Consider the following 23,821-nt stretch of genomic DNA (forward strand, 5'->3'; position numbering starts at 1 on the left):
CTAGGGCGTGTCTCCTAAAGATCTGCGGTGTGAGCTGGGATTGTTGATCGCATGTCACGGTTTGCGGTGCTTACTGACGCTCAATGGGCTCGGATTGAGCCGCTGATGCCGTCCTCGGATGGCCAGCGAGGCAGGCCGTTTAGGGATCACCGGCAGGTGGTCGAGGGGATCGTCTACCGATTCCGGACCGGGATCGCGTGGCGGGACCTGCCTGAGTCGTTCGGACCGTGGCAGACGCTGTGGAAGCGGCACAAGCGGTTCTCGACCGATGGGACCTGGGATAAGATCCACGCTCGGCTGGTCGCTGAGGCTGACGCCGCCGGCGGGGTGGACTGGACGGTGTCGGTCGACTCCACCATCAACCGCGCCCACCAGCACGCGGTCACCCTGCGACGGGTCGAACATCCCGCAGGTCGGCGGCCCACAGGGGGCTGAGCCGAACTACAAGGATCTACGCGCCGAGCCGCTTGATCATGCGCTGGGACGCTCGCGGGGCGGGATGTCGACCAAGATCCACCAGCTCGTCGACGGCCGCGGCCGCCCGCTGGTCATCGCACTCACACCCGGCCAGGCCGGTGACTCCCCCATGCTCGCGCCGCTGCTGTCCCACCTGGCCGTCAAACGGCTCGGTCCAGGTCGGCCGCGCACTCGCCCCGAGGCCTTGATCGGCGACAAGGCCTACTCATCCCGAGCGATTCGAGCCAGACTGCGAGCCCGGGGCATCAAGACCGTGATCCCACAGCCCGCAGACCAGATTGCTCACCGCAGACGGCGTGGCGCCGCCGGAGGCCGCCCACCCGAGTTCGACGCCCTGACCTACAAGCGGCGCAACGTGATCGAACGGTCCTTCAACGACCACAAGCAATGGCGCGGCATCGCCACTCGCTACGACAAGCTCGCCGCCGTCTACCGAGGAGGCATCGTCCTCCGCGCGATCACCCTATGGCTTCGGCAATAAGGAGACACGACCTAGGCGAACCCAGCCCGCAACTTCGGCTCGCCGTTAGGCAGGTCCCCGGGTCGAGGGTCGCTTGCCGTTGATGTCCAGACCGACGGCGTGGTGCGCGCACTTGCCGACGTCCAACCCCAGAAACACGTCATAACCTGCTGGTTATGTGCAGTCTCGTTCGTCCGTCGCGTGTGGTCGCCGGTCGAGGATCGACGGCCACCAGGCCCGGTGACACCCCGAATAAATCATTCCTTCGACTGGGGCCTCAGTCATGCCGGACCCGACGACCACAGCTCCTTCATCAGGCGTACCTCATCTCAAGCTGCTGCGGGCTACACGGCCAGCGTCCGCTGGTATTGACCGCCTCGGGGCCGGGCAGTATCGTTCTTGAAACTCTCATTTCAACCAGTGCGACGCTCCACTTCGGGAAGGTCTCGCCATGGTGACAACGGCTGAAGACGACGGATTCGCGGCTATCTGGCCAAGGCTCTTCACGCGCCGAAACCTGCTGCACGCAATGAGTGTCGGCGCTGGAGCTGCCGTAGCTGGCTCTAGTGGCCTGCTCTTGTCGGCTTGCACAGCTGGGGCACCGCCGCAAGCGACCAACTCCTCGGGCGGAGCCCTGACGGTATCGCTATTCAACGCGTTTCCGAGCTTAGACCCCCTTGCGGGACAGTTCGAGGCTACGCAATCTATTGCCAATCTATGGTCGGAGCGTCTGTACCGCGTCGATCCGTTTCCACCGCGTGCTCAGATTTCGCCTGAGCTTGCTAAGGGTATGCCTGTGGAGACCTCGCCAGGTGTGTACCAGGTCAAATTGGAAGCGAATCGAAAATTTCACAACGGAGAAGATCTTGACGCCGACGATGTAGTGTACACACTCAACCGCATCAAAGATCCGGCCGAGAACATCGATCTAGCGCGCTTCTTTGAACTTTTCGAAGAGGTAAGGTCCATTGGGCGCTATGAAGTTGAGTTCAAGCTCAGCGTTCCTATTTCACTAATTGTCGAGCGACTCTCGGTGTTCCCTGTCTTGTCGAGGTCTGTTCCTCCCGAGCAACTGAAGTTAAGGCCGGTCGGTTCGGGTCCGTACCGTGTGACTTCGGCTGTCTCGGAAAAAAGCGTACGACTCGAGAAATTCAACGAATATAAAGGTCCGCGAGATCAAACCTACGAAGTGCTGGATATCAGTATCGTCGAAGACGGAAACGCTCGAATATCAGGACTTCGAACGGCCAAGTTCGATGTGATCGAGCAAGTTCCGCCGACGGCATATGAGTCCCTAAAAGGTGATCATGGAGTCAAGGAAGCCGCTGTCGATAGCTACCGGTCGACCACGCTGATCTTCAACTGCGGAAAGCCGCCTTTCAGCGATGCACGCATGCGTCGAGCTGTATGTTACGCGATCGACCGCGATGCAATAACGCGCACGAGTTTCTTTGGTCTGGCTAAACCTGCGTGGGGGGGCTGGATACCAGAGGAACATCCAGAGTATGTGCGGCCTGAGCTGGTCTACAAGTACGCTCCCACGCGAGCTCGGCAGTTAATTAGGGAAGCCGGATACGGCACCGATCCTGTGCCGATTGATTTCCTGATCTTCAATGAGAGTTACGTGATATCTCAGCAGCCAATCATCGAACAGAACCTTCGAGACGCCGGGTTCTCCCCTAACATGGTTCCCGGAGGCTTGGGCCTCTACGCGCGAGTTCCAGAGGGGAGATTTAGTGCTCTCCTTGGGTACTCGGACGCATCTACCGGATCGCCTGATATCGACTTCCTACTGCGCTTCCACTTCTACGGTCCTCTGCCAAGGCAGTTTGCGCATTGGAATGCGCCAGCATTGGCGCGGATAGAACGTCTCTTGGATGAGGCAATCGAGATGAACGACGAAACACAACGTAGACAACGATGGTCGGAAGTGCAGGATATCGTTCAAGATGAAGTGCCCATAGCTGCGTTACACCGAGTAAAGCAACTGACGGCTTGGCGTTCCACGTTGAGTGGGTATCGAGCGCTCCCCGGGCCTGGATTCCTGCCTGACGGTGTTAGTGGGTAGTTCCAGGGAGGGGCGCGAAGTGCCTTTGGCAAAAGACTACCTACCGGGGACGCATCATCCGGTTTCCGACGAGGCGCAAGATGTCCGGTCGGCTGGGCGAAGTCAGAAAACGGCAGTCTGGCTATTTATTGGGCGGCGACTTGCAACTACTCCTATTGTACTTTTCGGCGTCATCTTACTTGTTTTCCTTATTGTTGACCTATCGCCGAACGATCCTGCCAGGGCCAGCCTCGGCCTGTTTGCCTCGGAGGAGGCTCGCGCCAGGTTCGCCGCTGAGAACGGGCTCGATGATCCAGTTTGGGCACGATTCTGGCGGTTTATTGTCAATCTCCTGCACGTCGATTTGGGCAGCTCAGTCGTCAGGCCTGAACCGGTGGCGCAGTTGATTGGTGCAGCATTGCCGGTGACGTTGCAGTTGATGCTACTTGCCACGGTGATATCGGTCGTTCTATCGCTTGCCCTAGGTGTACTAGCAGCTCAGACCGATGGTCGCCTGGTTGACAGGACCATCGGAGGTCTGGCTGCCCTCTTTCAGGCAGCGCCACCCTTCTGGGTCGGACTCATGTTCATCCAGCTGTTTGCCGTGGCTTTAGGCGTTTTGCCATCCGGTGGATATGTTCCTATTGGTGACGGCGTTAAGTATTGGTTTTCGTCTATGATCGGACCCGCGACCGTCTTGGCGCTTCCTTTTACGGCTGCGATGACTCGTATCGTTAGGGCTTCAGTCGCCGACGAGCTTGCGAAAGACTACGTGCGGACGGCGAAAGGTGCGGGAATTCCATGGTTGACCATCTTGATGAGAAACGTGCTGCGTAACTCGTTGATCTCACCAATTACGGTACTCGGGCTCTATATTGGTGGGTTGATGTCCGGGGCAATCGTGGTTGAGTCCGTCTTCAACCTTCCCGGCATGGGTACGTTGCTTGTGTCAGGCGCGGACCAAGGAGATCTCGGTGTAGTGCGCGGGGTTGCAATAGTCTCGGCGTTTGTGTTCGTGCTGGTAAATCTAGTTGTAGATGTCCTCTATATACTCTTGAACCCTCGTGCGGCAGAGGCGGTAGCAGAATGACGCTCAAGTTGCCACAGGGCCGACGCACTTCCGACAGTCGACGCTATCGGTACTTTCCAATGTTGCGGACTAAAAAGCTGGGTTCGTTATCCATCTGGTCGCTCCTAATTATACTAGGAGCTGCGCTGGTGCTGCTAGTACTGCCGGCCCTGGTGTCTACGTCCCCGACAGAGCTCGGTACTGAACAGCCGCTCGCCACTCCGAGTTCCGAGAATATATTCGGCACAGACCAAACGGGTCGCGATGTCGCGACGCGAGTGTTGTATGGAGCGAGGATCAGTCTCTTTGTTGCGCTGACTTCTGCACTGGGTGCGCTAATCGCAGGCGGAGTCCTCGGTGCAATCGCAGCCACTGGTCCAAAATGGCTTGGAACCTTGGTCATGCGTACCACTGAGATCGCATTGGCATTTCCTGGCATCCTGTTAGCGATCGTGCTGGCCGCTGCGATCGGTCCGAGTATGTCGACGACGATCATCGTGCTAGCGATTATATACACCCCTCCTATGGCGCGAGTAGTTCGCGGTGCTGTCTTTAGTGAGTACGGTGAAGATTATGTCACAGCCGCACGGCTCATTGGTACCCGTCCAGTGAGACTGGTCGGCTACCATGTGGGCATCAACGCTGGAGTCCCGGTTCTGGTCTATACGACGCTTGTTATGGCGGACGCGATAGTTGCCGAAGCTGCACTCTCATTTATTGGTGCGGGAACTAAGCAGCCGGCACCCTCGTGGGGAAACATGATCCGTGATGGGCAAGAGGTTCTGGAATCAGGGGCCTGGTGGGTTTCGCTATTTCCCGGCGCCGCCATTCTTCTGACTGTGATACTTCTAAACAGGTTTTCGGACGCAATCGGCAGGCGGTTGAGGTCCCGATGAGCGGAGTTGATACCGGAGTGCGAATGGGGGAACTAATGGGAGAAGATATCCTCAAGATCGAGAACTTGTCGGTTCGTTTCCCTCGACGTTATGGGCCGGTTTCCGTATTGGACAACATTAACCTCTCCATTGGTTCGGGCGAGCGCCTAGCAATCGTCGGTGAATCAGGCTGCGGGAAGTCTATTCTGGGTTTGGCTGTCTCGGACCTGCTCCCTTCTAGTGCAGTCGCAAACGGCCGCATCGAGTTCCTCGGAACAGACGTTAGGTCGATGAGTAAAAGTCGGCGTAGAAGCATACGCGGGCAAGGTATAGGGATTGTATACCAGGATGCGATGACGAGTTTGAACCCTGGGATGAGCGTAGGAAGTCAACTAACGCAAGTCTGCAAGCGCTCAGGGGCAGAGGCAACGCCAGCAGAACTTCTGGAGTCAGTAAGGCTCGGTGAGACTCGACGTATCTTACGCGCTAAACCGTATCAACTGTCGGGTGGCCAGAGGCAAAGGGTGCTCATTGCGCTGGCACTGGCGCGAAATCCTAGACTTGTGGTGGCTGACGAACCGACTACCGCGCTCGATGTCACTGTACAGGCGCAAATAATGGAACTTTTGCTTAATCTTCAAAGCAATCTTGGATTTGCGTTGCTATTTATCAGTCACGACTTAGCTTTAGTGTCGGAGTTCACGCAGAGAATTGCGATAATGTATGCCGGCCAAATCGTGGAGACAGGCTTGACTACTGAAGTGCTACAGGATCCTCGACATCCATATACGGCTGGACTCGTGTCCGCAAGTGTCAGTCTGGAGGAAGGGGATGACGAATTGAAGTCTATTCCTGGGCAGGTTCGTCGCCCGGAATCGTTTTTGGAAGGATGCCGGTTCCGCGATAGGTGCGAGCGAGTTACAGAGATTTGTTCCGTGCGCCCGAGAGTTGAAGAGGAGCCGGGGCGCGATTTTGCTTGCCATCACCCGTATGCAAAAACCGCATCGGTTGGGCGAAACTAAGCCCTGGGCCGGCGAGCGTCGGGATGATAGATTGACGCGTATAGATGTATGTGATGTCGCCCATGTTCAACGGCGATCGCAACGGTTCTGGGAAGTGAGTATGAGCGAACACATTCTGGCGAAGAAGGCACTTTGTACTCTTGAGAGTGTTGATCTGCAGCGAGGTTCAGAGTCAGATTTTTACGCGCCGTACTTGAATCTGTTGGCTCCGGACATATCGTTAGAGTTTGGTGTTCCCTCAGGAACTCCCTTACGTCGTTACATCCACGGTAAAGCCGCCGTTGAAGAATTCTTTTTGTCAGGGTTGCATGAGCTTTTCGATGAGCTGCGCGTCGATGGAAGCGTTGAGTTTGTAGGGGGGATGGATAAGGTGGCAATCCTGGGGCGTGAGAGTTACCGAATTAGGGCGAATGGGCGCCGTGTCGAAGGAAAGGCGTTTGCAATAATTTTGGAGTTCGCAGACGGTCTGCTGGTTAGGGATAGGCGTATTAGGGAAATGATGGAGTTTGTAGATGCCCATCGGTTCCTGTTGGGGGGAGAATGAAATGGTTCTGCGTGGCGTGGACGGCCATGGTTCGACCAATTTTAATGGCGGATGGACTCGTGAGCAAGTTAATATCGGCCTTGCGTTACGTGCGTGGTCGTTCTTTTATATCAATTCTACCTATAGGGCTTCGGGTAACGGCGACGAGGTACTTTTTGAGCTCTTGGCAGAAGATGTGGTTTGGTCTCATGAAGGCCCGAAGTGTCCAGGTTTGCCGACTTACCCAGGTGAGGTCCGTGGTAAGCGAGCCTTGGTAGAGATGCTGACTTGGGAGCAAGATGTCATCGTTGACGTCGATCTCGAGGACCCTGTAGCGAAGCCCTTAGAGTTCCTGGCTAGTGGGGACCGAGTGGTGATGATAAACGAAGAGAGATACTTCATCACAAAAACAGCGAAGACTGTGCGTAATAACTGGAATGCTGTCGTCATGGACTTCGCGGACGGACTGATAACCAAAATAAGGATCATCTCCAATTTGAATGACTATATCGAGTCGGAACTTGGCGTCGGTTGGTCGAGCCACGTTCCGGAGTCGACTTGAACGGTGCGTGAAACTCTAAGCTCAGAGCAGGACCCAGCCGCCGTCGACGCAGACCGTCTGACCCGTCATGAACGAACTGTCGTCGCCGAGTAGGAAGCTCACGACGTTGGCGATGTCTTCCGGCTTCCCCCTGCGATGCAGCATCTGGCTGGCGAACATGATCTCGGCGACCTGCTCCTGGTCGGGGAAGGCCACGATCTCGGCCTCGGTTTGGATCGCGCCCGGCATCACACAGTTGACGCGGATGCCGCGAGGCCCGAGCGCACCGGCGAGGGACCGCGTGAACCCGATGATGCCCGCCTTGGTCGTCGCGTAGTGCAGGGATTTGGGTGCGCCGAGCTTGGCCTGCACGCTGCTGACCGTGACGATCGCCGAGTTCTCCGGCTGGTCGGACCTGGTGAATGCTCGACGGCAGCACAGGAAGAGGCCCTTCAGATTGACGTCGGCGATCCGGTCCCACTCGTCCTCGGTGATCTCGTGCCACGTAGAGCGGCCGGTCGCGGCGGCGTTGAGCACTAGTGAGCGGACCGGCCCGAGCTCGTGCTCGCACTGGGTGAACATCGTGTCCACCGAGGACGGGTCGCTGATGTCGGCGGGCAGTACGGTCGCTTTTCCGCCGGCACTCTGGATGTCCGTGGCGAGGTTCTTCGCGGCGGCGATCATGTCCTCGTCGGGGTAGCTGTTGATCGCGACGAACTCGCCGTCCGCCGCTAGCCGCCGCGCGATCGCGGCTCCGATTCCTTGTGACGCTCCAGTGACGAGTGCGACTCCGGTTCGATGCATCATCGTTCTCACAGGGCTCCGGCGAATCGGTGGGCGTAGCGGCCGGTCACGGGTGCCTCGACCGCGTACAGGAGACCACCGCCTTCCGGTTGCTCGTGGTTCGCGGTCGTGATGTACAAAATGGACAGGCCTGGCCCTCCGAAGGCGCAGCTCGTCGTGCAGGGAGTCGGCACGTTCACGGTGGCCGTGACCTTGCCGGTTCGCGGATCGAGACGCCACACCTGCCCGGGGCCCCAGATCGCGAGCCAGATCGAACCTTCCGCGTCGACGGCGAGCCCGTCGGGAAGGCCGATCTCGCGCGGAACGGTACGGAGAACACGAGCTGCCCCCAGTTCGCCGGAGCCGAGATCGTAGTCCCAGGCGGTGACGGTGCCAGCGGTGCTGTCGACGTGGTACAGCGTGTCGCCGCTCGGCGACCAGTCGATGCCGTTCGACATGCTCAGCCGGCGCAACTGGGTGGCCACGCCACGGTCGTCGAGGCGGTACAGAGCGCCTCGACGGCTGTCGTCCATGACTGCGGACCCGGCCCAGGCCCTGCCGCGGGGGTCGATCGCGGCGTCGTTCATCGTGACACCATCGGCCTCCGTGGTCGTCACCTTCTGCGCGATCTGTCCGGTGCCGGGATCGAGCCAGCCGAACCCGGTCCGGGTCACGGTGAACAGGTGGGAGTCCGGACCGAGTTCGATGGCCGTGGCGGTCAGCGAGAGGGGGATCGACGACTCGTGGCCGTCGGTGTCGATGGTGTGGAGCCGGTCACCGGCGATGTCGAGCCAGCGGAGCCCGGCGTTGGGGTCCCACAGCGGCGATTCGCCGAGGCCGGAAACCGAGTCGGAGACCGGCGCCGCTCGCAGCGTGAAGTCGGATGTCGACCTAACCATGGGCCCTGCCAGTCGTGCGCATCGGTCCTCCAGGGATCGAGTCAGCGGGCTACGAAATCCGTGCGGCGAAAACCCGGAATGGAGGTCGCGGCCCAGTCGTCGACGCATGCCGGGACCTCGTCGAGCTCGGCCGGGAGAATCGCGGCCGCTTCGGCGCCGAAGCGGCTCAGGTCCTTCCAGCCCGCGCCGGTCAGAATGAGTACTACATGGGCGTCGAAGCCGATGCGGGCCTCCGCGACGTCGCGTTCGAGGCAGGCGAGGGACGCGGCCGACGCGGGTTCCACGAACACGCCTTCCGTCTCCGCCAGTCGCCGTTGGGCGGCGAGGATCGCGTCGTCTTCCGTCGCGGTGGCCCACCCTCCGGAATCGAGCACGGTCTTGGCCGCGGGGACCCCGTCGGGTGGGTGTGGGATCTGCAGCGCCGAGATCTCGCTCTCGCACGTCTCGATGACAGGTGACGGAATCTCGTGGTTGAGATGACGGGCGATGGGCGAGCACCCGTTCGGCTGACAGATGACCACTTTCGCCGCCGACTCACGGTGCCGCAGCCCTCGTCCGATGGCGGTGGCCAGACCCCCACCGCCGGTGGGAACGTAGACATGTGAGGCATCGGGCGCCTGCTCGACGAGTTCGTACGCGATGGTGTCGATGCCGCGCATTCCTTCGGGGTTGAACTCGTGGGCGGTGATCGCCAGGTACAGATCGTGGCGTTCCGCGGCCGAGCGAACGTGGTCGAAGAGACTGTTGTCGGTGGAAGCTTTCGAACGCCTCCCGACTCCCTCGACGGCGACAACGCCGATCGAGTACGGCATCAGGGGCTGGCGCTTCTCCAAGGGGGCCGACGCGACGAGACACAGGAAACCGGGAAGCCCTGCCCGCGTACCATAGGCGGCCATCGACAGCCCGGCGTTGCCGGACGACGTGGCTATCCACCCGTTCTGCCCTCGTTGCCGTGCCAGGGATAGCGACATCGTAGCGACCCGGTCCTTGTAGGAGCCCGTGGGATTCTGCGACTCCAGTTTCGCGGACAGCTGACCAATCCCGAGCTGCCTGGCGAGGACCGGGAGGGACAGCAGGGGTGTGTTTCCCTCTCCGAGGCTGATGAAGTCGTCGACGGCCGGAAGATCCGCTGCGAATCGGCTCAGTCCTTGGCTGCGAGGTTCCACCTGGTTCACTCCTGGTGTGCGCTGGTCCTGGCCAGTACGAAGAGCACGTCGTCGACCGACGTTCGGGCACGGTGCCGGAGGAACATCACGACACCGTCGTAGGAGGCACGCACGGTCTCGAGCAGACCGCCGTGGTAGTCGTAGAGCCGACCGATCTCCTGGTTGTGAGCGACAGCGGCTCCCGCTGCCACCGTGGCGGTGAACAAGCCGTCGTACTTGGACTGAGCGCCATCGTCGAGGTCGCCGTCTCCGTACACCCATGCGGCGTCCAGCACGCTTCCGGGCCGGTACGTTTCCGGCAGCATTCCGATCTCGGCCATGATGCCGAGGACGCCACGAACATAGGTGTCGAGCTCGCGGCTGCGCACGGCTCCGCCCCCGGTGCACTCAGCGTAGACAGCCGGAATGCCTTGGTCGGCGGCGACGGACAGGCTTCGTCCCCGTCCGGTACGCGGATGCGACCAGATGAGGGGAGCGCCGAAGGCGACCGCGGCCCGCCGGGACTGCTCGGCCGCGCTGTTGTCCTCGGTGTAGCCGCAGAGCAGTGGCATCTGGTAGTTCAATCCGGCCGAATGCAGGTCGACGAGGAGGTCCGCACCGGTGATGACCTCTTCCGTGATGCCGGCGGCCAGTGCGGAAGTCGGTGATTCGTCACCGTCACCCGGAAAGCAACGTGCCAGGTTCTGCCCATCCAACGGGTTGAACCTGCTCTGCGCCGCCCATGCGACCGGGTTGGCCCGTGGGACCGCTCGAAGAGTTCCGGCAAGCGGCGCTCGCGAGACCTCATCTAGCAGTCGGAGCACGGCCAGCACGCCTTCGTCCTCGTCGCCGTGAACACCGCCGAGTAAGGCGACCGTCGGGCCTTCGTGGTGCCCACGGAGGGTGGTCAGTACTGCTCCACCGGTGAGCACCGATTCCTCTCGGGAGGTTGTGCCCGGCCCCGCCATGCGCATCGCCCTCCCGCAGTCTTGCAATATCGAAACGCCTATTTCACTATAGCTGTGTTGGGGATCGAACCCAAGAACGACTTGGAACCCGGCAGGCAGGCGAAGCGACTCAGGAGCGGTGATCGTTGATGCGGGTTTTGGTGACGGGTGCGTCAGGTCGCGTAGGCGCGAACATGGTCCGACGGCTCTTGGCAGAGGGCTACGGCGTGCGGGCCATGGTGATGCCGGGTGATCCGCACGCCGGCAAGCTCGACCGGTTCGCCGAGGTGCAGATTGTCGAGGCGGATCTCGCCGATCAAGCGGCGATCGACTCGGCGTGCAAGGACGTGTCCCACGTGGTTCACCTCGCCGCGCAACTGGTTCGGGGTGCTACTCCGGTGGACCGGTTCTTCGACGTCAACGCCTTCGGAACGTTGCGCCTGCTCGAAGGCGTCGTTCATGCCGGTGGTGACATCGAGCGGTTCGTTCTGGTTAGTTCGGACGGAACGTACCGTCCTGGGGCGCCGCCGGCCGTGCCACTGACGGAGAGTGCGCCCCAGGAACCCGCAGACTACTACGGTACGGCCAAGCTGCTCGGCGAGATCATCCTGCGAAACCACGCCGCGCAGTTCGACCTGCCGTTCTCGATCGTGCGGTTCGCGACCGTGGTGAGTCCGGAAGAGGCGCCGAACATCTTCCGTGCCGGCTTCTGGCGCTCCATCCTCCAGTGGCAGTCGATGGGCAAGGACAGCCATCTGTGGCCATTGTTCGAGAACCAGCCCGATCTTGCGAAGCTCTACGAAGCCGCTGTCAGGGATGTTCCCGCCGACGCGGCGGTGGGCCTGACGGGCCCGGACGGTGCGCCCTGGACCTTGAGCATGGTCGACGTCCGTGACGCGGTTCAAGGTGTCTACCGGGCGATGACAGCGCCGGGGGCTCTCGGTCACGCATTCAATATCGCTGCCGCGGAACCCACCTCGCACGCGGAGGGGGCCTCGGTGGTCTCGAAAGCCTTCGGTGTCCCCAAACGGATGGTGGAAATGCCGATGACGTTCCGGTTGGAGCTGAGCATCGCGGCCGCGCGTCAGCGTCTCGACTATGAGCCACGGTACGACTATCGGGCCATGGTCGAGTCCGCACGCCGGGGTGTGTCCGGAGGCGAGTTCATTCCGGCTGAGGCGGAAAGCGGCGTCGCGTCGACGTGGCGCGATGCCTGACAAAGTGGGTAGCCCGGTACAGGCGACCGTATGGATGGGGTCAACGGCAATGAATGACGTGCTAGTCGATCGAGTTGAATTGGCAAGAAGAGCCTTGTCCCATCTCGACACCAAGATCACTGAACGAAGCCTGGATGACTACCGTCCATTCTTCGATCTGTTGGCTGAAAAGGTCGTGTTCGAATACGCGTCACCTGCGAGTTCCGGATCGACCTGCTCAAAACAGGAACTCGTGAGCTACGTAACCGACTTGTTCGGATCCCTCTCCGATCCGATGCTGGCCGAAGAGATCCGTCTCACCAGGAGTCTGGAGTACTTCGCTCAAGGCGACAGGGTAGTGGTGCTGTGGTCTGAGTGTTCAGTGGACAAGAAGAGCGGGGCATCAGGTCCGGACAAGGAAGCTGTCGCGATATTCGATTTTCAGGGGAACGAGATCGTCAGGCTGCGTAAGTTCTCTCAGTGAATGGATATTATCCCTGAACCGTGGAAGCGCTCGATCACTGCTGATTTTCCGGCTGGTGCGCGCTTCAACCCCGCTCCGGGCGCTCCTCCGGAGTGGCGATCTGGTCCGCGATCTTCTGCAGTGACTCCGCCGCCTTGGCGACGTCTTCCGGTGCGAAGCGCGACGCCGGGGCGCTCAGGCTGATCGCCGCCGGCAGTCGCGTGCCCAGGATCGGCACCGCCACGCAGCGGCCGTCCGGCTCGTTCTCCGCGTTGTCCACCGCGTACCCGTCTTCGCGCACCTTGGTGAGCTCATCGAGGTACGCGTCCGGGGTCGTGATGGTGTTCGGCGTGACGCCCGGCATGCCCGCCTGCGCCAGCATCTCGCGGACCCGGTCTTCGGGCAGGCGCGCCGCGATCGCCTTGCCCAGTGCCGTCGAGTGGATCGGGTCCCGGTGGCCGTTGGACACCGAGAGCCGGACCGTGCGCCTGCTCTCGACGATGTCGAGGTAGATCACCGCGTTGCCGTCCAGGATGCCCAGGTTCGTGGTCTCGTCGTACTCGTCACGCAGCCGCTCCAGCCACGGGCGCGCCCGCTCGCGCAGCACCTCGAGATGCCGCGACTGCATCCCGACGAAGCCCAGTCCCAGCCTGAACAGGCCGCTGTCGGTGTCGCGCTCCACGTACCGGTGGTTTTCCAGGGTCCAGAGGTACCGGAAGGCCGACGACTTCGGCAGCTGGGTCGTCTTCGCGACCGCGTTGAGGGTCACCCCGTCCACCGACTCCTGTACGAGGTTGAGGATCGAGCACACTCGCTCGACCGCTCGTACCGAGTAGTCCCGGCTCTCGTTTGACGGTTCTTCCTCTGGGGGATTAGGTTTCCTGCGTCCCGGCACGGAGCCACCTGGTTTCTTTCGACGACGGCACCCGCTGCCGACGTGGTTCTTCCCGACCGTGTTGACCCCGTCGCACGAGGTCGATAGGCTCGCTTTTGCGAATGACCTACGGGTTTCATTGTATGGAACTCGCCTCGAACTAGCAACGCCATCAGCGTCGGGGAGACACGGAGGCCTACCTGTGCCGAAGTTCGAGTTCTTCCGCTGGGCCAGCGTCGAAGACACCCGCGAGGGCGTCTCGAGGTACCTCTCCCCGCACCACCTCCGGCTGCTGGCCGACGGCGACGCCGTGGACGTCCGCATGATGGCGGCGCGGTTCCAGGACCTCGTCGTCACCGTGATCGACTACGGCGCCGTCGCGCATGTGGTCCCCTGGCTCACCGTCGGCTACCACCCGCTGATCGTCCCGCTGCGCGGGCGTGGCACGTTCCACTGCGGAGCCGAGGTGATCGAGGCGGAGACCGGTGTCGGCGTGCTCGCCTCGCCCAGCCAGCCGCTCTGGATGCGCTTGGACAAGGGCGCCGTCGCGTTCGTCCTGCGCATCAACGAGCAGGCGATCGGCAGGGTCCGGGCGAGCTCCGCCGGTTACCTCCCGAGCGAGTCGCTGGTGTTGGCCCCTGTGCTGGATGTCCGGGAGGGCGACGGCCTCAGCTGGTGGAACCGGGTCCGCTCGTGCCTGCGCAGCGACTACCCCGGTGCAGGCGCCGTGTCCGGGGTCGAGGAGATGCTGGTCCGCGAGCTGCTGTCGTTCCAGGCGTACCGCGTCGTCCCGCGCGCGGAGTGACGGCATGGGCGCACCGGCCGGTCAGGCGATCCAGCAGGCGATCGAGATCATGGAACGACATCCGCGGGCGGCGTCCGGTTCGCTGACCGGGCTTGCCGGTGCGGTGGGCCTCACCAGGCCTGCTCTGCACGACGCTTTCCGCGAGCACTGCGGGATGACGCCGCACCAATACCTGCGCCGGGAGCGATTCGGCGAATGGCCAGCACAGACACTCCGGTGAACCGGCTGCCGCTGGACCGCCACCCGTTGTTCCGGTCCAGCGATGTCGACGAGACGCGGGAGACGATGGCCCGCGTGCTGTGTGACCACCGGCTCGAGGTCGTGGACACGCGCAAGCCTCTCGACGCCAGGATGCATTCGTGCCGGCTCAACGCGGTGAGCCTGAACTACGTCCACTACGGCACCGAGGTGGAGGTGACTCCCGGCAAGACCGAGTCCTTCCACGTCGTGCAGGCGCACCTCGACGGCAACGGCGTGGTGAGGTGTGGGAAGCGTGAGGCGTACACGGAGCCGGGGCACGCAGCCGTGACGACCCCCACCGCGCCGCTGCGCATGCGGCTCTCCGGGACGAGCAGGCTGCTGGTCGTCCGCTTCGAGCGGACCGCGGTCGAGGCGGTGCTGGCGAGGCACCTGGGTCACCCGCTGCGCCGCCCGCTCGAGTTCGAGCTCGGCATGAACGTCGGTGTGGGCAGGCCCGCGCACTGGTTCTCGTCCCTCGAGGCCGAGATCACGAGGGCGAACCTGGACGACACACTGCTGTCCGATCCGCGCGTCGTGGCGCCGCTGGAGGAACAGCTGATCACCGGCCTGCTCCTGGTGCAGGACAGCAACTACCGCGCGGTCCTCGACGGCAAGGTGCCGAGTGTGCCCGGCGGCACCGTGCGGACCGCCGTCGATCTCATCGAGGCGGCCCCGGATCTGCCGCACACCGTTGGAGACCTCGCGGCTGCGGCAGGCGTCGGCATCCGCGCGCTGCAGGGCGCGTTCCGCCGTCAGCTCGGGGTCACACCGACGCAGTACCTGCGGGACGCGCGGCTGCGCCGGGTACGCGACGAACTGCTGGCGGCGGAGCCGGACGCGGGCGCCGTGTCGCGGGCGGCGCGCCGGTGGGGCTTCGGCCACCTCGGCCGGTTCTCGGGCTGGTACCGGCATCGTTTCGGCGAGAACCCGGCACAGACGCTCCGGCAGTGAGGTGCTATCGGGCGACGAAGGTGCCCTTGGATTTCAGGGTCTGCACGAGGCCGCGGTCGCGGAGGATCTGCGTGGCCTTGCGGACGGTGTCCAGTGCGACGCCGTACTCCTCGGAGAGTGCCCGCTCACCGGGCAGCCTGCTGCCGGGTGCCCATTCGCCCCGCTCGATGAGGCCAGCGAGGTGCTCGGCGAGCAGCTCGTACTCGTAACCCGTCTTGTTGTCCGGGTTGTACTTCTTACCAGGACCGCTCATAGAGCGAACCTTAGAACGGCCCTGAGCTGCCTGAAGTGGCAGGACGCGGGGTGCCGCGCTACACTGCGTCGGTTGACGGGCCGTTATGGTTCTGTTCTCTGCCGGTCCTGCCCGGGCCGGGTAGCGAATGCCGTTTCTCCCTCTGCATGTCGCACGGGGAACACGCGGTGAGGAGAGGCAGTTGGTACCTGATCTTCCGGCCAATCCGCTGTCGGTCGAGCTGACGCTGCGCCATCGGCGGCTGTGGTGGCACACGGAGGACCAGGACGAGGATCCGGAGCGGTGGGATGTGTCCGCGGACGTCTGGTGGCTCGATGTCTGTCCGGACGACCAGCGGCACGTCGGCGACCTGGCGTTCGCGGCAGCTGACCTCTTTCGGGACCGGGACCTGCTGGAGGCCGCCGCACTGGGTCGGTGGGTGCAGGACTTCCTCGTCCAGGCGGTGTCACTTGGGGATCGGCGCCTGCATCCCGAGCTGGCCGAGCGGATCGGGCCGGGACCCGAGCGGTTCGTGATCGTGCGGCGGGTGGAGATCACGGAGGACTGGCGGGGTCACGGGGTGGGCGCGTCGCTGCTGGCCGGCGCGTTGCGGGTGATGGCCCGCTCCGCTCGGTTCGCCCTGTGCCGGCCCTCGGCCGCCGACTTCGGCGGCGACGGTGCGGATGAGACGGCGGCCGAGCTCGACGCGGCGCGGGCGGGCGCGGCGCTGGCGCGCATCGGGTTCTGGCGCTGGCGGGGCGTGTACGTCGTGGACCTCGGGGACCAGACGCTGCTCGACGCCCGCAAGGACCTGACCGACCGCTGGTGGCCCGACGGAGACCGGACCTGACGAAAGCTGCCCGGCGGCGAAGCGGTGCCGGGCAGCTGCAGGGGAGTGAATAGTGCGGCTCAGACCGTCGTCTCGTTGAGCTGCTGGTCAGTGACCGGGTTGGTGGTGAGCTGGTCGGCCACGTCGAGCAGCCTCTTGGCGGCCTTCTCCACGGCCTTGAGCGTGAACCGGGCGGCGGGAGCGCTGATGCTCACCGCGGCGGGCAGGTGCGTGCCGAGCAGCGGCGCCGCGATGCACCGGCCGTCGGGCGCGTTCTCCCCGTTGTCGAGGGCGTAGCCGAGCCTGCGCACCTTCGCCAGCTCGTCCATGTAGGCGTCGATCGACGTGATCGTGTTGTCCGAGTGCCGTTCCATGCCGGTGCGCTGGAGCAGGTCCCGCACCCGGGCGTCCGGCAGCTGCGACGCGATGGCCTTGCCGAGCGCGGTGGAGTGCAGCGGGTCGCGGTCGCCGCGGGAGGCGGCCGAGCGGACCTTGTGCCTGCTCTCCACGATGTCCACATAGATCACGTGATCGCCGTCGAGGATGCCGAGGTTCGTGGTCTCCTCGAACTCGTCGCGCAGCTCCTCCAGCCACGGCCGGGCGCGCTCGCGCAGCACCTCGAGGTGCCGCGACTGCATGCCCACGAAGCCCAGCCCCAGCCGGTACAGACCAGTGTGCTCGTCGCGCTCGACGTAGCGGTGGGCCTCGAGCGTCCACAGATAGCGGAACGCGGAGGACTTCGGTAGTTCGGTGGCCTGACCGACCTCGATCAAGGACACCCCGTCGATTGAATTCTGCAGCAGGTTCAGGATCGAGCAGACCCGTTCCACGGCACGGACGGTGTAGTCGCGTTCCTCGCCGGTGGTCGTGGTCTCGTCGGCGTTCTCATCCTGCCCCTGGTTCTTTCGCCGTGGCAGTTTACTCACGTCCCCTCAGAATCGGATTCGGCATTTCAGAAGCCTAGCGGGTCCCATGTGGTGAAGCAGGGGGCCAGCATTTTGGACGCCGATGGTTCTGCTCGCGGCCCCTTGACGGTGCCCAAGGAGCGCCCGTAGCGTAATCGCGAAACGGTCCACGTGTTTCATTCAATAAAACCTGGTGGATGTGGCGCGGCGTGGGGCGGTTTCCCGGGAACGTCACCAGGCAGAACGGAGAGCACATGAGCGACGCGGCTGAGCTTCTCGTCCGCTCGAACGCCTTGCGCCAGCGGGCGCTCGCGCGCACCCCCGGCGGGGTGCATTCCAACGTCCGCCTCGCCGGCCCGCAGGTCTTCATCGACCACGCACGGGGCGCGTGGCTTTACGACGTCGACGGCGTGAACTACGTCGACTACCTCCTCGGGCAGGGGCCCAACTTTCTCGGGCACGCCCCGGACGACGTCACCGACGCGGTCAGCGAGGCGTGCGGCCGGGGCCTCATCTTCGGCGGGCAGCACGAGCTCGAGGTGAAGGCGTCGGAGACGGTGTGCGAGGCGCTCGGCTGGGCGGACATGGTGCGCTTCGGCGTGTCCGGCACGGAGTCGGTGCAGGCGGCGCTGCGGCTGGCCCGCGGAGCCACGGGCAGGACCAAGGTCGTCCGCTTCGAGGGGCACTACCACGGCTGGCTCGACAACGTGCTCATGGCCGACGGCGACGACGGATGGGGCGTCGCCAGCGCGGGACAGGTCGCCGGGCACCTCGACGACTTCCTCCTGTTGCCATGGAACGACTCCGTGACACTCACCGAGGCGCTCGACCGGTACCACGACGAGATCGCCGCGGTGATCATGGAGCCGGTGATGATCAACGCCGGAGTCATCGAGCCAAGGCCCGGTTACCTCGAGACCGCCCGTGCGCTGTGCTCCGAGTACGGCATCGTGCTGATCTTCGACGAGGTGATCTCCGGATTCCGGGTCGGGCTCAGCGGCGCGGCAGGCCGCTACGGCGTGCTTCCCGACCTCGCCACGTACGGCAAGGCGATGGCAGGCGGCTGGCCCGTCTCGGCACTGGCGGGCCGTTCGGAGCTGATGGAGCTGTTCGGCAACGGGAAGGTCAACCACTCCGGCACGTTCAACGGCTCGGTGATGGCGATGGCCGCGACGCACGCGACCGTCTCGCACCTCATCGAGAACCCTCCATACGCGACGATCACCTCCCACGGCTCCGCGCTCATGGACGGTCTGCGCGACCTCGGGCGCAGCCACGACCTCCCACTGCGCGTGGCGGGCCTGCCGATGGCGTTCCACGTCTCCTTCGGCGACGCGGAGGTCAGCGACTACCGCTCGCTGCAGCAGCTCGACCTCGGCCGGTACGCGCGCCTGGCGCCCGAGCTCGTCGCGCACGGGCTGTGGGTAGCGGGTCGCGGAGTCTGGTACGTCTCCGCGCAACACGGCCCGGAGGAGCTCGACGCGGCACTGACCCGGTTCGACAAGACTCTCACTGATTGGGCGTGAGGATGACCCGGCCTGTTGGCTCAACGGAAAGCGGCGCACGCGACGGCAACACCTCGAAGTTCTCCCCGTGCCGGAAGGCGGGCGGCTTCGTCTTCGTCTCCGGCCAGGCTTCGGTGGAGAACGGGGCGATCGTGCCGGGCACGTTCGAGGAGGAGATGCGCCGTTCGATCGAGAACGTCCGGCGGATACTGGAGGGCGAGGGGCTGTCGCTGGCAGACATCGTCAGGGTCGGCGCATACGTCGAAGACCCGGCCGACGTGCCCGAGTTCAACCGGTTGTACCTGGAGTACTTCCACCCGCCGTTGCCGGCGAGGACCACGATCGCCAACTGCCTGGGCGGCGCGGTGAAGTTCGAGATCGACGTCGTGGCTTTCGGGGGAGCGTAGGGATGCGCTTCGCGACACTCGGTTTGTTCCACGAGGCCAACACCTTCTCCCCGACACCGGCCGACCGGCGGCTGTTCACCGCGGGCGGCATCCTGCGCGGCCAGGAGATCGTGGCCGAGTACGACGGGTCGAGCGCCACCATCGGCGGCTACCTCGCGGAGACCGGCCGGCTCGGCATCGAGCTCGTGCCACTCGTGTTCGCGTTCGTCAACCCGGTCGGCGCGATCACCGACGACGCGTTCGAGTCGATCGTGGGGGAGATGCTCGACCGGCTCGCCGAGCAGGGGCCGTGGGACGGCGTGCTGCTCAACATCCACGGCGCGGCCGTCGCCGAGCGCCATCCCGACGCCGACGGCGAGATCGCGAGCCGGGTGCGCGGGGTCGTCGGGCCGGACGTCCCGGTCGGCGCGGTGCTCGACCTGCACGCGAACATCTCGCCCCGGCTCGTCGACGCGCTCACGGTGACGCTGGTTTACCAGACCAACCCGCACGTGGACGCGCGCGAGCAGGCGATCGCCTGCACGCGCCTCGTCGCCGGGTGCGCCCGTGGGGAGATCCGGCCGAGGCAGTCGCTCGTGCAGCTGCCGCTCGTGGTCAACATCGCGCGCCAGGACACCAACGAGCAGCCCATGTCGGGTCTGGTCGCCAAGGCCGCCCAGCTTGGGCGGCGGCCCGGCATGCTCTCGGTGAGCGTCGTCGAGGGCTTCCCCTACGCCGATGTCGGGCACATGGGGATGACGTGCCTCGCGGTCCACGACGGCGACCAGTCGCGGGCCGATGCCGCCGCGCGCGAGCTGGCGGCCGAGGTGTGGGAGCGCCGGTCGGCGTTGCAGGCGCGCGAGCTGGACGTCGACCAGGCGCTGGACCTGGCCGAGTGCGAACCGGAGGGACCGGTGGTGCTCCTCGACGTCGGTGACAACATCGGCGGCGGCGCGCCCGGCGACTCGACGGTGGTGCTCGAGGCCGCGGTGAAACGCGGCCTGGGATCGCTGTTGCAGACCCTTTGGGACCCCGAGTCGGTCCGGTGCTGCGAGGTCGCCGGAACCGGAGCCGAGGTGCGCCTGCGGGTGGGCGCCTGCAGCGCGCACTCCGCTGGCAACCCGGTGCCCGTCGTCGGCCGGGTCCGCGCGCTCGCGGCCGGCCGGTTCGAGGCGAAGGATTCGGTGCACGCCGGGCTGCGGTTCTTCGACATGGGACCCACCGCGGTCGTCGACACCGAGGCGGGCCACACTCTCGTGCTCACGTCGAAACCGGTGATGAACTCCAGCCTGTACCAGCACTACAGCGTCGGCGTCGACCCCAGGGACTACCACGTGGTGGTGGCGAAGGGCGTCAACTCACCGCGCGCGGCGTACGGGCCGATCGCCTCGCGGATGGTCGTTGCCGACACCGAGGGCGTCACCGCGATGAACCTCGACAAGCTGGCCTACCGCCACCGCCGGCGGCCGATGTATCCGTTCGAGCTACCCGACTTCGACCCTGGGAACCCATGATGAAGCTCATGCGCGTCGGTGAGCCCGGCGCCGAACGTCCCGTCGCGCTCGCGGACGACGGCGGGTACTACGACCTCTCGCCCGTGACCGACGACATCGACGGCGTGTTCCTCGGGTGGGACGGCCCGGCGATCGCGCGCCGCGCCCTCGACCGGGGCGAGCTCGAACCGCTGGACGTCACGGGCAGGCGTGTCGGCCCGCCCATCGCGAGGCCTGGCGCCGTGCTCTGCATCGGGCTGAACTACCGGGCGCACGCCGCGGAGTCCGGAGTGGACCCGCCCTCGGAGGCCGTGCTGTTCCACAAGTCGCCCAACACCGTCGTCGGCCCTTACGACGACGTGCTCATCCCGCGCGGGTCGGAGAAGACCGACTGGGAGGTGGAACTGGGCGTGGTGATCGGGCGCAGGGCCCGGTACCTCGAGTCGCTCGGCGAGGCCCGCTCGTGCATCGCGGGCTACGTGACCGTCAACGACGTGTCCGAACGCGACTTCCAGCTCGGCAGGCCGGGCGGCCAGTGGTCGAAGGGCAAGTCGTGCGAGACGTTCAACCCGGTCGGGCCGTGGCTCGTGCCGGCCGTGGACGTCGCCGATCCGCAGGCGCTCGCGCTGCGGTCGTGGGTCAACGGCGAGCCCCGGCAGGACTCGAAGACCTCGGACATGATCTTCACCGTCGCCGAGCTCGTCTGGCATCTCTCGCAGTTCCTCGTGCTGGAACCGGGCGATCTGCTCAACACGGGAACGCCGGAGGGCGTGGCGCTGTCGGGCCGGTTCGGCTACCTGCGCGACGGGGACGTCATGGAGATGGAGGTCGTCGGACTCGGCAGGCAGCGGTCCGTGTGCAGGCAAGCGTGACCTGCCGCTCGAGACCGACGCGGCCGACGCGGGCGACGCGCTCGCGGGCATCGTGGGCCGGGGCCACGTGCGCTTCGCCGTCGGTGAGCCGGCGCCCTGCGCGCGTGACGCGACCCCCTGTTCACCGGAAACCCTGTCGCGGTGGCGTTTCCCGGCAGCACGCCGGAGGACGGGCGGCTGGACGCGGACGACCCGGAACCGGCCGGGCAGTCGTCGTGCTGCCTCGGCTGCCGTGCGTGCGAACCGGTGTGGAGGCACCACCAGTGGCGGGGCCCGGCACTGCCGAGGCTCGCGCGGCTGCTGATGGCCGTCGTGTCCCGGCCGTCGCTCCGGTTGCCGGGACTCGTGCGCGGCGGCGACGGGGAACCCCGGTTGCCGCTGGCTGCGTCGAGCGCGGGGTGTACCCGTCGGTCAGCCGGGCGGCGCGGCGGCTGTGGCGGGTACCGTGGCGCCGCCGGTCGCGGGTGGGCGCGATGCACCTGGCCGAGCTGCCCGAACGGGCGGGGAGCGGCCCCTACCGCGGAGATCGCGGCTGACCGGAGACTCGACGGGTTCACCGGGGAGGCCCGCACATGCCGTCGTTCATGGAACCGTTCCGGATCAAGGCCGTCGAGCCGATTCCCTTCCCGACACCGGGCGAGCGGAGGGAGGCACTGGAGGCCGCCGGGTACAACCTGTTCCGCGTTCCGGCGCGGCTCATCACGATCGACCTGCTCACCGACTCCGGTACGAGCGCGATGTCGGCGGCGCAGTGGTCCGCGCTGGTCTCCGGCGACGAGTCGTACGCGGGCGCCCGGTCCTTCGAGCGGTTCGAGCGCGTGGTCACCGAGCTGACGGGGTTCGGCGAGGTGCTGCCGGTGCACCAGGGCAGGGCGGCGGAGCGCATCCTGCTCCACGGCCTGCTGCGGCCGGGTCGGTTGTGCGTCGCGAACACGCATTTCGACAGCACGCGCGCGAGCGTGCTCGCCGCGGGCGCTGAGGCGGTCGACCTTCCGGTGCCGGTGCCCGCCGGCACGGTGCTGCCGTTCGGCGGGAACATCGACCTGACCGCGCTGGAGCACCTGCTCTCCGGACCGGACGGCGGGCGCGTGGCCTGCGTGGTCCTCACCGTCACCAACAACGCCAACGGCGGCCAGCCGGTGTCGCTGGAGAACGCGGCGCAGACCCGGCGCCTGTGCCGTCGGCACGGCGTTCCGCTGCTGCTCGACGCGTCGCGGTTCGCCGAGAACGCCTACCTGGTCGGCACGCGCTCACCCGCGCACGCGGGCGCGACGCCGCGTGAGCTGGCGCGGGCGATGTTCGACCTCGCCGACGGCTGCTGGGCGAGCCTCAAGAAGGACGGCGTCGCCAACATCGGCGGCCTGATCGCACTGCGGGACCCGGAACTGGCACGGCGGTGTGCGGATCAGCTCATCGAGACCGAGGGGTTCCCGACCTACGGCGGGCTCGCCGGACGCGACCTCGACGCGCTCGCGCAGGGACTGCTGGAGGTCACCGACCCGGCGTACCTGCGGTACCGCGCGGAGTCGGCGGGCTGGTTCGCCGAGCGGCTCGAACGCGCGGGGCTGCCCGTCGTGCGGCCGGCGGGCTGCCACGCCGTGTACGTCGACGCGGGCAGGCTGCTCGGGCACATCCCGCCGCACGAGCTGCCCGCCACGGCGTTCGCCATCGAGCTGTACCTGGCGGGGGCGGTCCGCGTGACGGAGCTGGGCACCCTCGTGTTCGGCAGACCCGACCCCGCGGGGGGTCCCGACCTCCCAGCGCCGAGCGAACTGGTGCGCTTCGCGCTGCCGAGACGGGTCTACACCTCGAACCACCTCGAGTACGTCGCGGAGGTGGCGGGCGAGGTCGCGGCCAAGGTTTCGGCGATCAGGGGCTACCGCATCACCGAGCAGACAGGCGCGCTGCGGCAGTTCGCGGCCACGCTCGCGCCGTTGGGGGGGCACCGAGAAAGGCCCCCAAGGCCACCTTTGCTGCGTTGAACGCAACAAAGGTGGCCTTGGGGGCAGTGGGCATAGTTGAAAAATCTTCACTGGACCGGACGAACGCGGCGCCGATAGTCTGCCGCTCGACGTCACCGCCTCGGTGGTTCGTCGTGACCGTGACATGACGTGTTCGTGAACATGCAGGATGCGTTTCGCAATTTGACCCGTTTGGTGGTACGCGCAATTCACTGAGTGAACCATGCTGATCCATGGGGGTGGCAGGTCTCGAGAGGCTGAGCGATGGCCGGATCGAAGCTCGATCATGGGGACGTGCCTCGCTCGATGATTCGGCGAACC

25 protein-coding genes are annotated in these 23,821 nt (G+C 65.0%); 18 read left to right on the forward strand and 7 right to left on the reverse strand.

The features are described from left to right. The first annotated feature begins 51 nt into the window (after positions 1-51). The 7 genes from DI005_RS30485 (at position 52) to DI005_RS30510 (ending at position 7,035) form a co-directional block, all read left to right on the forward strand. Positions 52-958, forward strand: a protein-coding gene (locus tag DI005_RS30485) for an IS5 family transposase (RefSeq protein ID WP_369973583.1) whose coding sequence is annotated in 2 segments (ribosomal slippage) — positions 52-422 and positions 421-958 — 909 coding nt in all. Because the reading frame shifts where the segments join, the coding sequence is not laid out codon by codon here. A gap of 430 nt (positions 959-1,388) precedes the next feature. Next, the gene (locus DI005_RS30490; protein WP_113644449.1) at positions 1,389-3,005 is read left to right on the forward strand and encodes an ABC transporter substrate-binding protein; all 1,617 of its coding nucleotides are present in this window, start codon (positions 1,389-1,391) and stop codon (positions 3,003-3,005) included. Positions 3,006-3,024: 19 nt separating this feature from the next. After that, the gene (locus DI005_RS38035; RefSeq protein WP_137096206.1) at positions 3,025-4,074 is read left to right on the forward strand and encodes an ABC transporter permease; all 1,050 of its coding nucleotides are present in this window, start codon (positions 3,025-3,027) and stop codon (positions 4,072-4,074) included. Positions 4,075-4,133: 59 nt separating this feature from the next. Then, positions 4,134-4,949, forward strand: coding sequence for an ABC transporter permease (locus tag DI005_RS39785; protein WP_369973634.1), 816 nt, complete (start codon positions 4,134-4,136; stop codon positions 4,947-4,949). Positions 4,950-4,984: 35 nt separating this feature from the next. Further along, a complete protein-coding gene (locus tag DI005_RS39555) occupies positions 4,985-5,950 on the forward strand; it encodes an ABC transporter ATP-binding protein (protein WP_255565784.1) in 966 nt (321 codons plus the stop codon). Positions 5,951-6,050: 100 nt separating this feature from the next. After that, positions 6,051-6,494 (forward strand): nuclear transport factor 2 family protein, encoded by a 444-nt coding sequence (locus DI005_RS38040; protein ID WP_137096204.1) that lies wholly within the window; start codon positions 6,051-6,053, stop codon positions 6,492-6,494. Then, the gene (locus DI005_RS30510) at positions 6,463-7,035 is read left to right on the forward strand and encodes a nuclear transport factor 2 family protein (RefSeq protein ID WP_113644453.1); all 573 of its coding nucleotides are present in this window, start codon (positions 6,463-6,465) and stop codon (positions 7,033-7,035) included. The genes DI005_RS38040 and DI005_RS30510 overlap by 32 nt, the downstream gene beginning before the upstream one ends. 21 nt (positions 7,036-7,056) lie before the next feature. On the opposite strand, the gene DI005_RS30515 is transcribed toward DI005_RS30510, so the two are convergent. From DI005_RS30515 to DI005_RS30530, 4 genes are read right to left on the reverse strand one after another with little or no spacing between them, the layout of a single operon-like run. After that, positions 7,057-7,821 (reverse strand): SDR family NAD(P)-dependent oxidoreductase, encoded by a 765-nt coding sequence (locus DI005_RS30515; RefSeq protein WP_113644454.1) that lies wholly within the window; start codon positions 7,819-7,821, stop codon positions 7,057-7,059. Positions 7,822-7,826: 5 nt separating this feature from the next. Beyond that, entirely contained in the window at positions 7,827-8,696 is an 870-nt protein-coding gene (locus DI005_RS30520; RefSeq protein WP_158303172.1) for an SMP-30/gluconolactonase/LRE family protein, read from the reverse strand. A 41-nt stretch (positions 8,697-8,737) separates the two neighbouring features. Beyond that, entirely contained in the window at positions 8,738-9,862 is a 1,125-nt protein-coding gene (locus DI005_RS30525; protein WP_158303171.1) for a pyridoxal-phosphate dependent enzyme, read from the reverse strand. A gap of 5 nt (positions 9,863-9,867) precedes the next feature. Further along, entirely contained in the window at positions 9,868-10,815 is a 948-nt protein-coding gene (locus DI005_RS30530) for a succinylglutamate desuccinylase/aspartoacylase family protein (RefSeq protein WP_113644456.1), read from the reverse strand. A gap of 122 nt (positions 10,816-10,937) precedes the next feature. On the opposite strand from DI005_RS30530, the gene DI005_RS30535 reads away from it, so the two are divergent. Further along, positions 10,938-12,005, forward strand: coding sequence for an NAD(P)-dependent oxidoreductase (locus DI005_RS30535; RefSeq protein ID WP_113644457.1), 1,068 nt, complete (start codon positions 10,938-10,940; stop codon positions 12,003-12,005). Beyond that, positions 11,998-12,468: a nuclear transport factor 2 family protein gene (locus DI005_RS38045; protein WP_137096200.1), complete on the forward strand. Its 471-nt coding sequence runs from the start codon at positions 11,998-12,000 to the stop codon at positions 12,466-12,468. Before DI005_RS30535 ends, DI005_RS38045 begins: the two co-directional genes overlap by 8 nt. A 64-nt stretch (positions 12,469-12,532) precedes the next feature. Here DI005_RS38045 and DI005_RS30545 read toward each other — a convergent pair whose 3' ends face one another. Continuing rightward, positions 12,533-13,342, reverse strand: a complete 810-nt coding sequence (locus tag DI005_RS30545; RefSeq protein ID WP_233520377.1) for an IclR family transcriptional regulator — start codon at positions 13,340-13,342, stop codon at positions 12,533-12,535. Between the two features lie 181 nt (positions 13,343-13,523). On the opposite strand from DI005_RS30545, the gene DI005_RS39270 reads away from it, so the two are divergent. From DI005_RS39270 to DI005_RS30555, 3 genes are read left to right on the forward strand one after another with little or no spacing between them, the layout of a single operon-like run. Next, positions 13,524-14,126, forward strand: a complete 603-nt coding sequence (locus tag DI005_RS39270) for a hypothetical protein (protein WP_158559929.1) — start codon at positions 13,524-13,526, stop codon at positions 14,124-14,126. Between the two features lie 4 nt (positions 14,127-14,130). Then, the gene (locus DI005_RS38050; RefSeq protein WP_112272358.1) at positions 14,131-14,346 is read left to right on the forward strand and encodes an AraC family transcriptional regulator; all 216 of its coding nucleotides are present in this window, start codon (positions 14,131-14,133) and stop codon (positions 14,344-14,346) included. Beyond that, complete coding sequence (locus tag DI005_RS30555) at positions 14,322-15,317, forward strand: AraC family transcriptional regulator (protein ID WP_113644460.1); 996 nt, start codon at positions 14,322-14,324, stop codon at positions 15,315-15,317. Before DI005_RS38050 ends, DI005_RS30555 begins: the two co-directional genes overlap by 25 nt. Before the next feature lie 4 nt (positions 15,318-15,321). On the opposite strand, the gene DI005_RS30560 is transcribed toward DI005_RS30555, so the two are convergent. Beyond that, entirely contained in the window at positions 15,322-15,570 is a 249-nt protein-coding gene (locus DI005_RS30560; RefSeq protein ID WP_112272354.1) for a winged helix-turn-helix domain-containing protein, read from the reverse strand. 181 nt (positions 15,571-15,751) lie between these two features. On the opposite strand from DI005_RS30560, the gene DI005_RS30565 reads away from it, so the two are divergent. Then, positions 15,752-16,399, forward strand: a complete 648-nt coding sequence (locus DI005_RS30565) for a hypothetical protein (protein WP_113644461.1) — start codon at positions 15,752-15,754, stop codon at positions 16,397-16,399. A 59-nt stretch (positions 16,400-16,458) separates the two neighbouring features. Here the strand turns inward: DI005_RS30565 and DI005_RS30570 are convergent, their stop codons facing one another. Then, positions 16,459-17,295, reverse strand: a complete 837-nt coding sequence (locus tag DI005_RS30570) for an IclR family transcriptional regulator (protein WP_113644471.1) — start codon at positions 17,293-17,295, stop codon at positions 16,459-16,461. A gap of 242 nt (positions 17,296-17,537) precedes the next feature. Between DI005_RS30570 and DI005_RS30575 the strand changes: the two genes are divergently transcribed. The 5 genes from DI005_RS30575 (at position 17,538) to DI005_RS30595 (ending at position 23,521) form a co-directional block, all read left to right on the forward strand. Beyond that, positions 17,538-18,809 carry an aspartate aminotransferase family protein gene (locus tag DI005_RS30575; RefSeq protein WP_112272350.1) on the forward strand — a complete coding sequence of 424 codons (1,272 nt, stop codon included), beginning with the start codon at positions 17,538-17,540 and terminating at the stop codon, positions 18,807-18,809. Positions 18,810-18,811: 2 nt separating this feature from the next. After that, on the forward strand, positions 18,812-19,195 hold the full coding sequence (locus DI005_RS30580; protein WP_113644462.1) for a RidA family protein: 384 nt from the start codon (positions 18,812-18,814) through the stop codon (positions 19,193-19,195). Between the two features lie 2 nt (positions 19,196-19,197). Next, entirely contained in the window at positions 19,198-20,688 is a 1,491-nt protein-coding gene (locus DI005_RS30585; RefSeq protein ID WP_113644463.1) for a M81 family metallopeptidase, read from the forward strand. After that, positions 20,688-21,539 carry a fumarylacetoacetate hydrolase family protein gene (locus DI005_RS30590; protein WP_113644464.1) on the forward strand — a complete coding sequence of 284 codons (852 nt, stop codon included), beginning with the start codon at positions 20,688-20,690 and terminating at the stop codon, positions 21,537-21,539. Before DI005_RS30585 ends, DI005_RS30590 begins: the two co-directional genes overlap by 1 nt. Positions 21,540-22,111: 572 nt before the next feature. Further along, entirely contained in the window at positions 22,112-23,521 is a 1,410-nt protein-coding gene (locus DI005_RS30595) for a tryptophanase (protein ID WP_113644465.1), read from the forward strand. Positions 23,522-23,821 lie beyond the last annotated feature (300 nt).

The organism is Prauserella sp. PE36 (genome assembly GCF_003311655.1).
GTDB lineage: Bacteria > Actinomycetota > Actinomycetes > Mycobacteriales > Pseudonocardiaceae > Prauserella_A > Prauserella_A endophytica.

What these genes read in the sequence shown, in the direction of transcription:
- DI005_RS30490 (WP_113644449.1), top strand. Translation starts at nt 1,389, where the DNA reads ATGGTGACAACGGCTGAAGACGACGGATTCGCGGCTATCTGGCCAAGG.
- DI005_RS39785 (WP_369973634.1), top strand. Translation starts at nt 4,134, where the DNA reads ATGTTGCGGACTAAAAAGCTGGGTTCGTTATCCATCTGGTCGCTCCTA.
- DI005_RS39555 (WP_255565784.1), top strand. Translation starts at nt 4,985, where the DNA reads ATGGGAGAAGATATCCTCAAGATCGAGAACTTGTCGGTTCGTTTCCCT.
- DI005_RS38040 (WP_137096204.1), top strand. Translation starts at nt 6,051, where the DNA reads ATGAGCGAACACATTCTGGCGAAGAAGGCACTTTGTACTCTTGAGAGT.
- DI005_RS30510 (WP_113644453.1), top strand. Translation starts at nt 6,463, where the DNA reads ATGCCCATCGGTTCCTGTTGGGGGGAGAATGAAATGGTTCTGCGTGGC.
- DI005_RS30515 (WP_113644454.1), bottom strand. Translation starts at nt 7,821, where the DNA reads ATGATGCATCGAACCGGAGTCGCACTCGTCACTGGAGCGTCACAAGGA.
- DI005_RS30520 (WP_158303172.1), bottom strand. Translation starts at nt 8,696, where the DNA reads ATGGTTAGGTCGACATCCGACTTCACGCTGCGAGCGGCGCCGGTCTCC.
- DI005_RS30530 (WP_113644456.1), bottom strand. Translation starts at nt 10,815, where the DNA reads ATGCGCATGGCGGGGCCGGGCACAACCTCCCGAGAGGAATCGGTGCTC.
- DI005_RS30535 (WP_113644457.1), top strand. Translation starts at nt 10,938, where the DNA reads ATGCGGGTTTTGGTGACGGGTGCGTCAGGTCGCGTAGGCGCGAACATG.
- DI005_RS38045 (WP_137096200.1), top strand. Translation starts at nt 11,998, where the DNA reads ATGCCTGACAAAGTGGGTAGCCCGGTACAGGCGACCGTATGGATGGGG.
- DI005_RS38050 (WP_112272358.1), top strand. Translation starts at nt 14,131, where the DNA reads ATGGGCGCACCGGCCGGTCAGGCGATCCAGCAGGCGATCGAGATCATG.
- DI005_RS30555 (WP_113644460.1), top strand. Translation starts at nt 14,322, where the DNA reads ATGGCCAGCACAGACACTCCGGTGAACCGGCTGCCGCTGGACCGCCAC.
- DI005_RS30560 (WP_112272354.1), bottom strand. Translation starts at nt 15,570, where the DNA reads ATGAGCGGTCCTGGTAAGAAGTACAACCCGGACAACAAGACGGGTTAC.
- DI005_RS30575 (WP_112272350.1), top strand. Translation starts at nt 17,538, where the DNA reads ATGAGCGACGCGGCTGAGCTTCTCGTCCGCTCGAACGCCTTGCGCCAG.
- DI005_RS30580 (WP_113644462.1), top strand. Translation starts at nt 18,812, where the DNA reads ATGACCCGGCCTGTTGGCTCAACGGAAAGCGGCGCACGCGACGGCAAC.
- DI005_RS30585 (WP_113644463.1), top strand. Translation starts at nt 19,198, where the DNA reads ATGCGCTTCGCGACACTCGGTTTGTTCCACGAGGCCAACACCTTCTCC.
- DI005_RS30590 (WP_113644464.1), top strand. Translation starts at nt 20,688, where the DNA reads ATGAAGCTCATGCGCGTCGGTGAGCCCGGCGCCGAACGTCCCGTCGCG.
- DI005_RS30595 (WP_113644465.1), top strand. Translation starts at nt 22,112, where the DNA reads ATGCCGTCGTTCATGGAACCGTTCCGGATCAAGGCCGTCGAGCCGATT.